The sequence below is a fragment of the bacterium genome, from assembly GCA_030647555.1.
Classification (GTDB): Bacteria; Patescibacteriota; Andersenbacteria; order UBA10190; family CAIZMI01; genus CAIZMI01.
On the sequence record JAUSJG010000027.1, the window covers coordinates 1 to 14,971 of the forward strand.

At 41.3% G+C, this 14,971-nt stretch carries 19 protein-coding genes and 2 tRNA genes; 12 read left to right on the forward strand and 9 right to left on the reverse strand.

The genetic code is table 11. The annotated features are described in order from the left end of the window. Positions 1–276: 276 nt before the first annotated feature. The 3 genes from Q7S57_05350 (at position 277) to Q7S57_05360 (ending at position 2,161) form a co-directional block, all read left to right on the forward strand. Positions 277–864, forward strand: coding sequence for a hypothetical protein (locus tag Q7S57_05350; GenBank protein MDO8512677.1), 588 nt, complete (start codon positions 277–279; stop codon positions 862–864). A 238-nt stretch (positions 865–1,102) separates the two neighbouring features. Then, the gene (locus tag Q7S57_05355) at positions 1,103–1,324 is read left to right on the forward strand and encodes a helix-turn-helix transcriptional regulator (GenBank protein ID MDO8512678.1); all 222 of its coding nucleotides are present in this window, start codon (positions 1,103–1,105) and stop codon (positions 1,322–1,324) included. Positions 1,325–1,327: 3 nt separating this feature from the next. Next, positions 1,328–2,161, forward strand: a complete 834-nt coding sequence (locus tag Q7S57_05360; protein MDO8512679.1) for a hypothetical protein — start codon at positions 1,328–1,330, stop codon at positions 2,159–2,161. Between the two features lies 1 nt (position 2,162). Here Q7S57_05360 and lexA read toward each other — a convergent pair whose 3' ends face one another. Further along, a complete protein-coding gene (gene lexA, locus Q7S57_05365; protein MDO8512680.1) occupies positions 2,163–3,740 on the reverse strand; it encodes a transcriptional repressor LexA in 1,578 nt (525 codons plus the stop codon). 130 nt (positions 3,741–3,870) lie between these two features. Between lexA and Q7S57_05370 the strand changes: the two genes are divergently transcribed. The 8 genes from Q7S57_05370 to Q7S57_05405 all read left to right on the forward strand — a co-directional run bounded on the left by Q7S57_05370 (position 3,871) and on the right by Q7S57_05405 (position 7,939). Beyond that, complete coding sequence (locus Q7S57_05370; GenBank protein MDO8512681.1) at positions 3,871–4,068, forward strand: hypothetical protein; 198 nt, start codon at positions 3,871–3,873, stop codon at positions 4,066–4,068. 145 nt (positions 4,069–4,213) lie between these two features. After that, entirely contained in the window at positions 4,214–4,684 is a 471-nt protein-coding gene (locus tag Q7S57_05375; GenBank protein ID MDO8512682.1) for a hypothetical protein, read from the forward strand. A 95-nt stretch (positions 4,685–4,779) separates the two neighbouring features. Continuing rightward, the gene (locus Q7S57_05380; protein MDO8512683.1) at positions 4,780–5,343 is read left to right on the forward strand and encodes an HDIG domain-containing protein; all 564 of its coding nucleotides are present in this window, start codon (positions 4,780–4,782) and stop codon (positions 5,341–5,343) included. A gap of 26 nt (positions 5,344–5,369) precedes the next feature. Then, positions 5,370–6,029 (forward strand): DedA family protein, encoded by a 660-nt coding sequence (locus Q7S57_05385; protein ID MDO8512684.1) that lies wholly within the window; start codon positions 5,370–5,372, stop codon positions 6,027–6,029. Between the two features lie 149 nt (positions 6,030–6,178). Next, the gene (locus Q7S57_05390; GenBank protein MDO8512685.1) at positions 6,179–6,391 is read left to right on the forward strand and encodes a helix-turn-helix transcriptional regulator; all 213 of its coding nucleotides are present in this window, start codon (positions 6,179–6,181) and stop codon (positions 6,389–6,391) included. A gap of 141 nt (positions 6,392–6,532) precedes the next feature. Further along, the gene (locus Q7S57_05395) at positions 6,533–7,105 is read left to right on the forward strand and encodes a hypothetical protein (GenBank protein MDO8512686.1); all 573 of its coding nucleotides are present in this window, start codon (positions 6,533–6,535) and stop codon (positions 7,103–7,105) included. 513 nt (positions 7,106–7,618) lie between these two features. Beyond that, positions 7,619–7,876: a GIY-YIG nuclease family protein gene (locus tag Q7S57_05400; GenBank protein MDO8512687.1), complete on the forward strand. Its 258-nt coding sequence runs from the start codon at positions 7,619–7,621 to the stop codon at positions 7,874–7,876. Next, positions 7,867–7,939, forward strand: a tRNA-Lys gene (locus tag Q7S57_05405). Before Q7S57_05400 ends, Q7S57_05405 begins: the two co-directional genes overlap by 10 nt. 22 nt (positions 7,940–7,961) lie before the next feature. Here Q7S57_05405 and Q7S57_05410 read toward each other — a convergent pair. The 5 genes from Q7S57_05410 to Q7S57_05430 form a co-directional block, all read right to left on the reverse strand. Beyond that, positions 7,962–8,531, reverse strand: a complete 570-nt coding sequence (locus Q7S57_05410) for a hypothetical protein (protein MDO8512688.1) — start codon at positions 8,529–8,531, stop codon at positions 7,962–7,964. Between the two features lie 64 nt (positions 8,532–8,595). Then, positions 8,596–9,528 (reverse strand): hypothetical protein, encoded by a 933-nt coding sequence (locus Q7S57_05415; protein ID MDO8512689.1) that lies wholly within the window; start codon positions 9,526–9,528, stop codon positions 8,596–8,598. Between the two features lie 204 nt (positions 9,529–9,732). Next, a complete protein-coding gene (locus Q7S57_05420; protein ID MDO8512690.1) occupies positions 9,733–10,494 on the reverse strand; it encodes an SPFH domain-containing protein in 762 nt (253 codons plus the stop codon). Positions 10,495–10,570: 76 nt separating this feature from the next. Then, positions 10,571–10,849 (reverse strand): hypothetical protein, encoded by a 279-nt coding sequence (locus tag Q7S57_05425; GenBank protein ID MDO8512691.1) that lies wholly within the window; start codon positions 10,847–10,849, stop codon positions 10,571–10,573. A gap of 107 nt (positions 10,850–10,956) precedes the next feature. After that, on the reverse strand, positions 10,957–11,805 hold the full coding sequence (locus Q7S57_05430) for a BRO family protein (GenBank protein ID MDO8512692.1): 849 nt from the start codon (positions 11,803–11,805) through the stop codon (positions 10,957–10,959). 138 nt (positions 11,806–11,943) lie between these two features. Here Q7S57_05430 and Q7S57_05435 point away from each other — a divergent pair, with 138 nt between their 5' ends. After that, positions 11,944–13,077, forward strand: coding sequence for an ATP-binding protein (locus Q7S57_05435; protein MDO8512693.1), 1,134 nt, complete (start codon positions 11,944–11,946; stop codon positions 13,075–13,077). Between the two features lie 16 nt (positions 13,078–13,093). Here the strand turns inward: Q7S57_05435 and Q7S57_05440 are convergent, their stop codons facing one another. From Q7S57_05440 to Q7S57_05450, 3 genes are all read right to left on the reverse strand, one after another. Then, positions 13,094–13,687: a nucleoside triphosphate pyrophosphatase gene (locus Q7S57_05440; protein MDO8512694.1), complete on the reverse strand. Its 594-nt coding sequence runs from the start codon at positions 13,685–13,687 to the stop codon at positions 13,094–13,096. Positions 13,688–14,006: 319 nt separating this feature from the next. Then, positions 14,007–14,091 (reverse strand) — tRNA-Ser (locus tag Q7S57_05445). A gap of 44 nt (positions 14,092–14,135) precedes the next feature. Beyond that, positions 14,136–14,864: a phosphoribosyltransferase family protein gene (locus tag Q7S57_05450; protein ID MDO8512695.1), complete on the reverse strand. Its 729-nt coding sequence runs from the start codon at positions 14,862–14,864 to the stop codon at positions 14,136–14,138. Positions 14,865–14,971: the final 107 nt, after the last annotated feature.

Consider the following 14,971-nt stretch of genomic DNA (forward strand, 5'->3'; position numbering starts at 1 on the left):
AGAAAAATACTCTTTTCATTAAAAGAAGAAAAAATCGGGCGCGCGCAAAATGAAAAGAGCAAAGAGTATTTTTCTGTGGTGTGGCGAGCTTGTCGAGCAGTGGCGGGGCTGGCTTCCTTATTGGGGGTTTTGCTCAAAAAAAGTTCGAACATCAATCAAAAAACACCGCAGTGAATATTTTTTATTGGCAGACCTATATGGAATAAAAATCATGTCACATAATCGGAATGAGTTCTGGAAATAGTTACTTTAATAAGGAAACAATTCTAGGTTGATATGAATCTTGAAAAACTAAAAGAATCAATTTTAGAATTTCAACAAAAAGTTCGACTTTATCGTACTTTATTAAGTACTTCTCGAGATCGGATTTTGCCTGAAATTCGCAATAATCACGAAGCTATCGCACGAATGCGCTCGGAGTTAAATATGGATTATGGAATGCTTGAACTATATCTTAAGAAGTTTGGGAATAACCCCCAAATGCGCGATGGAGTTCATCCTGAATATTATTTTGCTTACCCTAACGCCTTTTCAAGTGATGTTTTAGTTCGCGTAGGACCATCAGTCGATGCTGTACTTCAAGATTTGGACTATTTATTAGGAAGGCTGAACGCAATAAAAGAGGATGAATTCAGTGAAGTGCTACGACTCTCAAAACGAGAAAAATCCCAATCACCGTCAAATAAAAACTATTGGCAATTAACCAATCCCGTTTGGTTATTATGGCTATTTACAAAATGGATATGGCAACACAAGTTGATTTCCACCATATTTACGATCCTTGGGTTATTAGCTATTGATTATTCTCTTGCTTGGCGAAACGCAGTTTGGACTAAGAATTTTATTCTAGGACTTTTTCATTAGTCCCGACCCGAGTGCTTAAATCCTGTTCTTAAAAATACTCCCCAAAAATCCACATGGTTTCCCAAATTCCTTGGTACTTAACCCGAGTGGCCCGAATATTTTAAACGGGATAGAATCCCGTTTAAAATTGCAAGAGAGGGAGCGACACGCCTGCGCGTGTCGTGTTGGGATTCGAATCCCACCCTCCCGTCAATATGGCAATTTGGAATATAGCATTATGGAATAATATACTGCATTCATGCCTAGGGCAATATATACAAAAGATCACAACGCAATCGTGGAACGCTTAAAAAAAGCGCGAATTGAGGCTGGACTTGGGCAGGTTGAGGTAGCAAAGAAGCTTGGAAAAACGCAATCTTATCTTTCCAAAATTGAATCTGGCCAGAGGCGTTTTGATGTATTGCAATTGAAGGAATTTGCAAAACTCTATAAAAAACCTTTGGATTATTTTGTTAAATAACTTATGAGTGAAAAATTAACTAAAAAAGAAGTTGTAGGGTTTTTGAATATACCTGAAAAAGATTTCAAAAATTATTTTGAATTTAGTAAAGAAATTCAAGGTGAAAAAATTGGAAGTCGTTGGTATTTTGATAAGAAAAGTATTTCTGATTGGAGGAAGTTGAAAGAAGATAGAACAATACATCTGACAATGGATGAATATGAAACTTGTTTTGAGTTTGCTATCAAAATGGTATACGGAGGACTTTCTTTAAATGGAATTAGAGGTCAAAGGACTGAAATTCAAGCAGCAGACGATGTTATTTTGGGCATTCTCGCAGAACATGCAATCAAAAACTTCTTACTAAAAAAGTTCAATATCAAAATTAAATTAGATGAGGAAGTTCACCCTGAGCACATTACGCCACAAGATTTTGATCAAATTGAGGTTAATAAATTGTTTAGAACGCCCAAGCTTGGGGTTGGTATTAAGGCAAGTAAAATGAAAAATGCTTTTTTGGTTTTAGGTGCTAATGAAGTTGAATTTCCAGAACGACGGAGCGATGTTTACGTTTTTGCTAGGGTCGGTTTACCAAGTGATCATTTGTTTAGAATTCTAAGAGACCACTCATTTTTTGGTAAAGTCAGAAAATTCTTCGAAACTAATGATAGGTTTAAAAAAATAGAAAAGTTAGAAAATATACCTATTTGGATATGTGGATTCGCTTATATTGATGAACTTGAAAAGGTGACGGAGATTCCAGGTCAGGAATTTAGTAATGGTCATAGATATGTTAAGTCTGTTGGTAAACTTCACAATACAGATAAGGACTGGCGTAAATTGATTTCTAGACTTTAATTTATTCCATTGCTCTCATCATTTGTTTTCCTACAGCTTCAATAACAGGGACACTGACAGAATTTCCAAATTGTTTATATAAAGCTGAATCGGCAAGTTTTGGTATTTTGTAACTCGCAGGGAAGCCCTGAATACGTGCACACTCTAATGGAGTTAGTTTTCGAATTCCTTTCTTGTCTTTAATGATTGGTACATTGTGACCACCCGTGCCCATGTTTGCAGTTAGTGTAGGACAAACGCCACTCTTATTTTCTCGAACATATTGTCTTCGCCATTGGTAAACTCTGCCTTCTTCCTTTATAGAGCCTTTTAGTTTTTCGAACAGTGGTTTTCCATTGTAGTAGTATTTTTCAGGCACATTTTTTTCTAGCAAATCAGTAATTTTCTTAGTGAGCTTTACTGGGTTAGGAAATTCAAATTTTTCGGAATAATCTTTATTCTTAAAACCGACCATGTAAACACGCTCTCTATTCTGTGGAATATTTCCATAGTCCATACTATTCAAAACCTTTATTTTCAAATAGTATCCGAGATTTTCCAGTGTTTCTTGAATTATCCTAAAGGTTTTGCCGCCATCGTGGCTTCTTAAGTTTTTTACATTTTCAAGCAAAAAACCTTCAGGTTTTCGTGCTTCGATGATTCTTGCAATATCAAAAAATAAATTTCCCCTGCCTTTTTCATCGTTAAATCCTTGCCTATATCCCGCGATAGAAAAAGCCTGACACGGGAAGCCTCCTAATAGAAAATCAAACTTTGGTAAATCATCAATTCCAATTTTCCTAATATCTTCAACAATCAGCTTTGAATCTTTGAAATTCAAATCATACGTATCTTTGCATTGATGATCAAAATCATTTGCAAAAACTGTTTTAAATCCGGCGTTTTCAAATCCGAGGCGTATCCCTCCAACACCGGCAAATAAATCTATTGTTTTAAATCCGTGCTTGGTGTGTTTTTGTGTATTTTGTTTTTCATCTGTGTTGATATTTCGAATAATTTGGACAACAACACCTCGCACCTCAATTTCTTTTCTGTAAAAAGGGATCATGTTTTGGTTTCTTGGTTCTAGTCGAAACCGTGTTTTCTCTCGATATAATTTTTTGAGTGTAGCTTTATTGTCATCAATAATTGCGACGACGGTTTGTCCGTTTTCTGCAACGGATTGTTTTTTTATCACTACAATATCACCATCAAAAATACCTTCGTCGATCATGCTATCTCCAACCACGCGAAGTGCGTAGTAACCATTAGAGTTTTGGATACTCGGGTTAATAAGGGTGATTGTGTCTTCTTTATTTTCAATTACTTCAATTGGTTCGCCAGCAGCAATTCTTCCAAGAATAGGAATTTCAACGATGGCTTTTATTTCTTTTTTAGGAAATAGACTTCTGGCAGAATTTTCTGATTTTGAAAGGTACCCTTTTTCTTCTAGGGACTTAATGTGTTCGTGAATAGTTGAAACAGCGCGGAGTTTCAGCTTTTTTCGTATTTCCTCAATAGTAGGAGATATACCATTCTCGGCTATGTAGGTGTTTATGAAATCAAAGACAAGTTTTTGTTTTTTTGTAATATTTGACATATTGTTATAAAAATTAATTTACGCTACAATCACAGTATAACCGAAAGGAAGCCGAAAATCAAAGCATAGTTATCCACAGCTAGTATTAGTAAAAATTTAAAATGAAAAAAACCAATATGAATGAAGTTTTATGTCCAAATTGACTAGACAGCAAATCGAGAGACAGGATTTTGTGGATAATGAAATTTTTGAGTTGTTGCAAAGCGTTATACCTTCGTCCAAAAAATTGGAGTGGGATATTGAAATGATTGCTATGGTTAGAGAGGCGATAAGAGAGCAGATTGTTGACAATAAAAAATTGATGGGTGAAATGAAATTTTACCCATAAAATTATTTGTGGTTTTGTTGAATGAATAATAATGATATGTGCGTCATTTAACTATTCTCCATATCCGTGTTATACCCAAATTAGATTGTTTTGATGTTTGTTTTGGTTTGTCGCCACAAATTCCCTTGCAGAAATGAGGTGAATTATGGGAATTGTATGTTGCGAACACCCTGATCAGGGAATCGTTGTTGAGACAGCACCTTTTGTAAATCCCCATCAGAAAACCACAACGAATATTCAACGATACAATGCGTTCTTTGAGGGTGTGGCCGTTTGGGGAGGACAGGAGTGGCGGACGTTGAGTGTTGCCGAGATTGCTCTTTTTTTTCGGGAGGTGGCGGTGGATCTTCGCTTTGCTCATCAACAGCGTCATGACGTTGTGATGCGTGAGTATAATCGCCACAGTCGACTAACTCGGTGGTGGAAAAGATTACGGGGCTGGAAGGCTCCGCATATTTCCACGCAGGACGAGGTTGTTCAAGAGATTTCTGTTCGTTGCAGAAATCTCTCGAAAATGATGACGTGGAAACGTTCTTTTCCAATTTACACCGACACCGGCATGGACTTTCTCATTAGTAAGTCTAAAGAGGTGGCGGAGATGCTGGATGCGGGATGAGTAAGCGAGAGAGTGATCTCTTCGGGCGCGTTGCCAGTTCAACCCGCCTTTTTTATTATTTACAGACAGTGTTTAATATATTATTATAAATAAACATGGACCCCGTTCAACTAATTCAGAAATACTACAATCGCGAATCGAGAGCTTATTCGATTTTATTGGCGCACAGTTCGGCGGTGACAAAGAAAGCTCTGACGGTTGCTAAGCATGTTTCGCAATTTAACCCCGATTTGCAATTTATCGTGGAGGCCGGGATGTTGCACGATATCGGGATATTTATGACCTACGCGCCGGACATCGATTGTCATGGGGATAAACCTTACATTTGCCACGGCTATTTGGGGAGGGAACTTGTGGAAAAAGAAGGTTTTCCAAAACATGCGTTGGTTTGCGAGCGACACGTCGGTGTCGGTTTTTCGGTGGAAGACATTGAAAAGGATAAGTTGCCTCTCCCAAAGCGCGATATGCGTCCACATACAATCGAGGAAGAAATAATCTGTTTTGCCGATAAGTTTTATTCAAAAAACGGTGAAACATCCAATAAAGAAAAGAGTGTTGATAAAATTAGGGAAGAATTGCGAAAACACGGGGAGAACAGAGTGGATCGATTTGATCAATGGCTGGAAAAATTCCAGCATGATACTGTTAAAAAACTGTAAATTACCGATAATTACTAATAAAACCGATGGATATAATAATGGCGATAATTAATTTTATACTGCATATTGATACTCACTTGGGTGAAATAATCGTTCGTTACGGGGCTTTGTCGTACGGGATAATTTTCGCGATCGTTTTCGCGGAAACGGGGTTGGTTTTTTTACCATTGCTTCCGGGTGATTCTTTGCTTTTCGCGGGTGGTGCCTTCGCGGCAATTGGTTCATTCAATATTGTAGGCCTGCTTTTTATTCTTTGGGGGGCGGCATTTTTGGGGGACACGGTGAATTATTGGATTGGGTACTATTTTGGCCAGAAATTGATCGATAGTCCTAAAATTCCGATTAATCAGGCGCATATCGATAAAACCAACGCTTTCTACCAAAAGCACGGCGGGAAAACGATATTTCTGGCGCGGTTTGTGCCGATTGTCCGAACATTCGCGCCGTTTGTGGCGGGTCTCGGTCAAATGGAGTATAAAAAATTTATTTATTATAACGCGACCGGCGGATTTGTGTGGGTGTTTGGTTTTACATTGTTGGGCTACTTTTTTGGCAATATTCCTGTGGTCAAAGAAAATTTTTCACTGGTGATTTTGGTGATTATCGGGCTCTCGGTGGTGCCGATTGTATATGAATTTATAAAATCACGAATAATGAAGTCTAAGGTTGAAACCACGATCAGTTGAGCATGTTGTTTGCTAAAGTTTGAAATAAAATTATTAGATGTTTTGTATAAACAAGCTAGGGTTGTAATAAAAGATACTGCGTTATTGACACAAAAACGACATTCTAATACTATAAACAGTACCAATTTATAATTTATCAAATAAAACATATGGCAAAAAAGCCCCTACAACCGTTCGCGAAGCGTATTAGAGCCTTTCGACAAGAAAGAAAGATTTCTCAAGCGGAATTAGCCAAAAAAGCGGATGTCTCCAACATCACGATCTCCAAGATTGAATCCGGTGACAACGGGAACCCGACAATTTTGACACTAAAGAATATCGCTTCAGTATTGAAGGTATCGATCGTTGAGCTTGTAAAGTAAACCCAAGCAGATAATAAGTAGGCGCGGACTTCGGTCCGCGCTTATTTAAATTTAGTGAGCTCGTTATAAAAAACTTATTTCCAAAATCAGCAATCAGTAAGGACCTTCTGTTGCGATATGTATTTATGCTGCGGTATGATAATGTCAGTTTCAATTATTTATTTAAGTAGCTCACTAATTTTTATGAAAAAATACAGAAAATGGTTCGATCATTTGGCTATCATTGTTTTAGGAATGGGAGATTTGGATGCGTACTTATTCGATTGGGACGAACTTGCAGATGTTCAGAAGGGCGATTTTTTAAAAACTCATTTGTCTCAGTTGAATGATCGTTTTATTAAGAAAGATGAGAATTGGCAGACAACATGGAAGCCGTTTGCGCTCCTGGGTTTTTCGATTCCTCCTTCGATAATTGGCGATTTCGAAAACGGAGTGATGAAGTATGATCCTACTCATGCAGATGGTGTGCTGCTAATAAATACTGAGACTGACGGGGTATTCTATTGTGGTTCGGACAATCCGGACAAACTGGCGATCATAATGCCTAAAATTAAGAAGATGAAGATTCATGAATCAGTTATGGAAGAAAAATTTCCGGTAAGTAATATTAATTTTGATTACAAAATCAATACGTCTGAGTCGAGTGGCGCGGTGCTGGATGAGATTGACTCGCTCATGAAGATGTCGGGGCTCCCTGGGGTGCAATTTGTCTAGTACGTCGTTCGATCTTTTCGCGTGAGCCAAAGAGTTGGTTTGCTCTGCAACTAAGTGGAGGTTGTAATTTTACATAAAATAAAGCAGAATAGGTTATCGTTTTCGTATTTAAGCGCTCGTAGCTTCCACCTTTGCTCTTAAATCGTTCAGAGCTTCCATCCTTCGCTAGAGCTTCGGATGGCACAGCGGTGGACAAGTAATACTGGGTACGCGTGCAAAATACAACTGCTTGTATTTTGCAGGCCTACCCAGGCCCGGAGCCTTATCCGGCTTTGCAAAGCCGGATGGCGAGGGCGTGGCCAGCCCGAGTGAGCTTAAGCGAGCGAGAGGCGAGGCCGATTTCTCTTTCTCACGGAGTGGTATAATTTTGTTGTATTAAAAGGAAATACATTTTACGCGCTCGTAGCTCAATTGGCAGAGCAGAGGACTCTTAATCCTAAGGTTGAAGGTTCGCCCGCCAGCACGGCGGGCGCCCGCTGAGATAGCGGGCGATTCCAGTGGTATTATTAAATAATGTTTTACGTGTATGTTTTACGCTTAAATGATGGAGAGTTTTATGTCGGTCGAACATCTGATCTAAAAAGACGTATTGTTGAGCACAAGAACGGAAAAGTTCATTCAACAAAAAACAGAAGACCTATATGCTTAATTTATTACGAAGCATATATTGAAAGGCAGGATTCAGTAGATAGAGAACTATTTCTTAAAACAGGAGATGGAAGAAGAAGTCTACGCAAACAAATCAGGAGTTATTTAATTACGCGCTCGTAGCTCAATTGGCAGAGCAGAGGACTCTTAATCCTAAGGTTGAAGGTTCGATTCCTTCCGAGCGCACCTCTCGTTTCCAGTTTCTAGTTTAGAATCCCAACCAGTGTGCCAGTACGTCTGCTAATGGTTCGACAAAGTCTGGGTCTTGGGGAAGGTGATTGGAAATCGCATCAAGTACTTCTTCGTGATTAATGTCATCGGCAAGCGGGATATGGATTAATGGCATTAGAAGGCGTTTGCTTTTTAAAAGCAAATATATACTGGCACCGTGTTCCACAATGTTAAAGGCGGATAATTCGCGATATAGATAGATGCGTGAATCAATTCTGATTCCAGTCGTGCGCAGGTCGTATGAAACAATTTTTGGGGGACGTTCGCTGTGAAAAAAGATTAAAACGCCGGATAGAAAGAAAATAATACCCGTGAGAAAACTTTGCATAACGAACGCGACGAACAGGAGCAAGGCCAGTAGAATACCGAAACCGATATACCAAACGGTGGTTTTTTTATAAACGACATATTCCGGCGCTTCCCATTCCAGATAAATCTGGCCATGGCTTAATTGTCCGCCGGCGCGCGTATTGGTTTCGGGTGTTTCTTCGGTTTTTTCTGTTTTGTTTGTGCTGTCTAAGCGCAAATCCAGTGTTGGTTTCGCCATGACTTTATAATAGCACAAATTTTTTAAGAAGTTGAACAAGAAAAAAACCCCGAGCGTGTCGGGGTTAGTAATTGTTGCTTGCCAATGTCGGGGCGTATCCAGCGCGAGCTGCTGCGACAAGATGGCGTTGCAATAAGACGTGGAGTGCGCAGGCCGCATGGTGTGTTGACCACTGGCTTTCGCAAACACTGTCGAGGATGGGATCTGCGCTTGAAAGGTCGAATGGTATGATTTCATCCACTTCGTGTCGATCTCGTACACTTGCTTTGTGCCATCGCTCGACAAACTGCATAGCGCTAAGCGGACAAGTTGTTTCGAACAGCAGACTCGGTACAAAATGTTCGCGTGAGATGATTACGCCCGTGCAGACGAGTGGCGTACAGATCGCTGTTAATTCCTCACCGATTTCATCACTCATTCCTTGTAATGCTGAAAGCTCGACCGAAGGTTTGCCATGGTTCAAGAAACGTTGCTCGCAACACTTGACTTGTGTTCCAACGGTACATTGGAGGTTGCCTCGTCCAACGGCAATTTTCGGATGGTGGCTACGACGGACACAAAGTAGTTTGTCGTCTGCGGTCACTACTCCGATAGCAATCTTGAGAGGATTTCCAAACGGAAGGAGAAAATGGGTGATGACACCTGTGTTGTGTGGTTGAATATATTCCGTACCCAGAGGACTGTGTCGTTTTGACAACATCTTTCGGATAGATGTGTCGCCCGGCAATTCTAGGTCCATTGATAAGTTTGAGTACAAAATCTGGAAGAAGCTTGCCTCCGCTGTGTTTGCTTCAACACCTTCTTTGTTTACCGTAATACTTTGAACCGAAACCGATGGTCCATCGTGGAAATCTTGCGATATTCCACCCCAATGACTTCGAAGTACGTTTTTGTGTTCAAGCAGGGCACCAGGGAGGCGGATGGGCTTATGTTGGTGGTGTAGGGCAACAGTATTTTCGAGGCGGGTTGTAAGGATTTGTAATTTGAGGTGAGACAATCTACGGCTGGGGTATGATGACATCTAGTGTGCTCCTTGCAATAGCAAATTTGAAAAGAACGCGACAATTTCCGAACTCACAGACTATCAGATGATTTACATTCAGTCAAGGTAATTGTGGTGATATGTAATCTTGATAACAATTAATAAATGTATTACTAAAAAAGACACGGTGAAGACCGTGTCTTTTTGAAAAATACTTAGTTATTTGTTGATAATATTATCGTTGCTGATCATCTTCATCGCTTCTTGCACAGTGGTCATAAATTGGGCGGGGAAAATGATGGTCGAATTCTTCTCAACGCTGATTTCGGCCATCGTCTGGAGGGTGCGGAGTTGCAAGGCAACCGGGTGCGCGGCGATTAAGTCCGCGGCTTCGCCGAGTTTTTGGGCGGCCTGGAATTCGCCTTCGGCGGCGACGACTTTGGCACGACGTTCGCGTTCCGCTTCCGCCTCTTTGGCCATGGCGCGTTGCATATTGTCGGGAAGAACGATGTCTTTGATTTCTACTGCGGTTACTTGCGCACCCCACGGTTCCGTGTGTTCATCGATAACGTTTTTGATTTGGACATTAATTGCACTGGTTTGGGCGAGCAATTGGTCGAGGGTAAACTGACCGACGACATTGCGAACGGTTGTTTGACTGATTTGATTAACGGCATCGTAGACGTTTTCAATGGCAATAACCGATTTCATCGGGTCGACAATGTGGTAGTAAGCAACCGCGGCGATATCGATGGAGACGTTATCGCGGGTAATTATTTTCTGTGATGGGATATTCATCGTGATTGTGCGGAGAGTCGTCTTGTTCATCTTCTCTAAAACAGGAATCAAAAAGATGAGGCCGGGACCGCGGACGGCTTGGTATTTACCCAAGAAAAAGACGACTGCCCGTTCATACTCTTTTATGATACGTAGCGAGCTTAAAATTAGGACAACGATGGCGATTAGGATGTAATAAAACATTGATAATATAGATTAAGGATTTGTCTGGAGCATAGAGTAAAAGACGGAAAAAGGGAAGCAAAAAAACACCAAGAGGTTAGGTCTGGGTGTTTGCTGGACGCTTTTCACGGGCGCGGTCTTCATTTTGCAGATCAAGCTCGAGGGCCAAACGGCGACGCCGAATTAGCTCTAAATCGTAAGCATTTTGCTCGACCGGTGTCATGTGAAAACGTCGGCCCGCGTCAAGCTTTAGTGATGAATAAAATTTGTTGCCGTGCAAGCGCATGCGAAACCAGATAAGCCGTCTTATTGGGATAAGCCAAGCCTTGAATCTGCGTTGCTGATTAAACCACCAAGAATAAAGAGATTTAAACATGGCCAATGGTCTCCTTCTCGCAGAGTACTCAAAAGAACGGACGTTGGTTTAAGCATACAGGTAATAATAAATATACTGCAAGCGATTAAACATTGTTAGTTTGAGGATTATAATAGCCTATTTTGCGGTTTTTTGTTCAATAGGTCTTTCGCATTTTTACTTGTGAGGACGCGTTTTCCTGTCTTGGTTTCAATTTCCTTCCGCGCGTTTCCCGCCACGCTTCCGCCTTCGCGTGCCACCGTTTTATTTTCTTCAAAATCTTTTGGTTCACGTTTTTGGGATATTTCGGTCGTTGCTGTTTCCGCCAACATGTTCAAAACCAATTCCATATTTGTCATATTGTCGCGCAAATTTTCTTTCTTGAGGTTTTTAAGTTGTTTGTATTGTCGCGTGGTGATATCTGTCCACGCTTTTGTTATCTCGTCGGTTAAAATGGCAAATTCTCGTCCCTCTTTGACGGCTCTTTTTTCCCATTCGTCCGTTAGCGCTTTGCGGATTTCGATGCTTTTTAAACGCTGATTGATCCAATTTTGGCTATAACCTTTTTGCAGGTACGTTTTAAGGGCGCGGCTGATGGCCAGTTCCGGATCGGCGGTTTCTTCCAGCCGTTCATAGCCGACGCGTGCGAGCCAAAGTTTGAAAGGTTCGGCGTTGGGAGAGGGGATAGATTGGATTAGACGCAACATTGTTTCTGTGTCGGCAGCATCGGTGAGGCGCATTTTTCCGTCCGGGGCAAGCATTTTCAAAGCGTGACACTTTGTCACGGTTTCATTTCCACCTTCTGCCAAGAGCCTTTCCTTTAATTTTCGCCAATACGCGACGGCATCTATACTTTTAGTCAAAACAGCAATAATATCCGAGATAGAGAAATACCAGAGCTCTCTTTCTGCGTCCCAATGACGCCGAATTTGTTTGCCTTCAAATATCGTGATTACTTTGTTTTTTGGTTGTTTCATAGTTAATTGGGTTACTTTATGATTATACCGAACACTAAACGAATTGCCAATCGTCTGTTCAGGAAGGCAAAAAACAACATTATCCTTGAAATACCGCATATTTGACATAAAACGAGGTATCGTGATACTATGAATTATATGAAATTTGATAGAAAACAAACCATCGAGAGTGCAATAGAGCCCAAAAGGGTCTTGGTTATTTATGGGCCACGGCGGGTTGGCAAGACAACCTTGCTTAATGCGTACCTAAAGACGCAATCGGACAAAAAAGTCTTTTTTTCGACCGGTGATGACGCGCAATTGCGGGGGGTTTTTCAATCCGAAGATCGCGGTAAAATTCTTGATTTTGCGCGTCCTTATGACCTTATCGCGATTGATGAAGCGCAATTTATTCCTTCGATTGGGCTTGGCGCAAAGATGATGATTGATGCCTTTCCGGAAAAAAATATTATTTTGACCGGCTCTTCTTCGCTTGATCTTTCCAACAAAATCGGTGAACCGCTGACGGGTCGGCACTTCACGTTAACGCTTTTGCCTTTTTCGCAGGGAGAGATGGAAGGGAACCGTTTTGAATTGGAAAATAATCTTGAAAATTTTCTTTTATACGGGTCATATCCCGAAGTGTTGAACGAACCGGATTTGGAGCGAAAAAGAAAAATCTTGAGCGAACTTGTTTCATCATATCTTTTTAAAGACGCGCTGGCGTTGGAAGCGGTGCGTTCTTCCGATACGCTTTTGGATATCGCAAAATGCCTCGCTTTTCAGGTGGGGAGTGAAGTGTCGATTAATGAGGTCGCCCGGACAGCGCGTACTGACGCAAAGACCGCGGCCAAATATATCGATCTTTTGGAAAAAATGTTTATCGTAAAAAGAATTAGGGGCTTTAGTCGTAACTTGCGTAATGAGATTTCGAAAAAGGCCAAGTATTATTTTCTGGATAACGGTGTCCGCAACGCAATCATTTCCCAGTTTAATCCGTTGAACTTGCGGAATGATGTCGGCGCGCTCTGGGAGAATTTTATTTTTATGGAGTTGATCAAAAAGAGTGGAATTGAGGGTGCGTTTGATACGTATTATTTTTGGCGGACGCATCTGCGACAAGAAATCGATATTATCAAAGAGTCAAACGGCGCGCTTTTCGCAATCGAATGTAAATGGTCGGAGACGCAAGCGACCGCGCCGTCCGCGTGGAAAGAATCCTATTCGACTTCGTCGTTTCGGGTTGTTAATAAAATGAACTATTTGGAAATACTATTGGTTCCAAAGAGTTAGTTGGAAAAATTCGCGATTACTGTTCTAGTAAATTAACTCCAAAATCCAACATTGTTTGCGCGAGGCTACAAAGCGGTAAACCTAGGGTGTTTGTGTATTCGCCGTCCATATTGGTGATGAGAAATGCGCCACGACCTTGGCCGGCATAGGCACCCGCGTGGCCCGCAAGTGGTTCGCCAGAATTTAGATAAGCTGCAATATCATCGTCGCTTAGGCTTCTGAATGTAACAGTATTTTCAACAAATTGCGTTACTGTTTTTCCATTATTAGTGTCAATAACCGTAAAGCCTGTCAGAAAGACATGATCACGGCCGCTAAGATTTCTTAACATTGACTCTGCTTCCATTTTATCTTTTGGTTTGCCAAGAATTTTGCCGTCTAATACGGCCACTGAATCTGCGCCGATAATGATTGCATCATTATGTTTTTTGGCAACAGATTTAGCTTTTTCTAAAGAGAATGTCTTTACCAGATCACGCGGTGATAGATCGATGGACAAATCTTCCTCATAGTCACTAGGTTCAATCGAAAACTTTATGCCCGTCCGTTCAAGCATTTTTCTTCTGCTCCAAGAAGTGGAAGCTAAAATAATTTCTCGTTTTGTAGTCATGATGAAAGCTTATTACAAATTGGCGGAGAGGGCGAGATTCGGCCTCAAAACTTGCAATGATTTGCAAGTTTCTGAGCTGGCACCTTTCGTCCTGCCACCGGCAGGACTACAACAACCGCCGCTCCCGGCAAGCGGTCTTGCGAGACATCGCTTGCCGTTCGAATCTCGCCGTGAGCCAAGCAGTTGTATTGTGAGCAAGAAGATGCTCCGAAAATTCACGCCTCATGGCGCTCATTTTCGGAGTTCTTCGATTCTTGTGCCCCGCCAGTGGCGGGGTGTATGACATTGTATAGTTTCGCAAAGCGAAACAAATCTCGAGCGGAGAGGGCGAGATTCGAACTCGCGGTGCCTTTCGGCACACGTCCTTTCCAGGGACGCACACTAGACCGCTATGTGACCTCTCCTTATCCATAGAGATTGCCACAATATAAACCTGTGGACAAGTTTTCTATCCCCGGCAAATCACTGCGCCCCAGATTTCTTTTACTCCTTTTTCACTTAATACTTTTGTTGCTTCATTGATTGTTGAGCCACTGGTTGCTACGTCGTCTATTATGATTATTTTTTTTGGGATTGTTGTTGAATATTCTGGATTGATGCTAAAAGCATCCGCGATATTTTCTTGACGTAAATCAATCATTTTTGAGTTGAGGGATGCTTGGGGAGTGGTGGATTTTTGACGGACCAAAATGTTGACCGTGGGCAGGGAAAGCAGGGAAGAGACTCTGCTTACGAGCAGTGCTGACTGATTAAAACCGCGTTCCCGCTCGCGTTTTTTGTGTAATGGCAGGGGGACGATGGTAAAACCGTTAAGATCACTCCCCAAAGTTTGCAATATGCTCTTGGCGAGCAACTCTCCTAATGGTTCAGCCATGTCACGAACGCCCGAAAATTTTAAAGCGTGGACGGCGTTGCGTAAAATGGGATTTTTGTAGCCCCCAACACTGATTATACCCGCCAAATTATTGTGTTTGTGACAATCGCCACAGGTGATACCGTGTAATGTCTTTTCATTGCAAAAAATACAGGTGTCGATTGGGGCACCGATATTTTTCAAGCAGTCGTCACAAAGCCAAGGACCAAAATTGTCGCAACCAACGCAGGCGGGCGGGAAAAGGAGGTCGATAAGAATCGTATTTATTTTTTTTCCCAATTCAGTGACCTTGTTTGCCTTCATTGTTTAATATTTAACACATCATAGTGATAATTCCCAACGTCCTTGTAAAGGTTAATACTATATGCTAATAAAAAGCATAGGGTTTCTGATAGTTGGTTCTTTCTTGA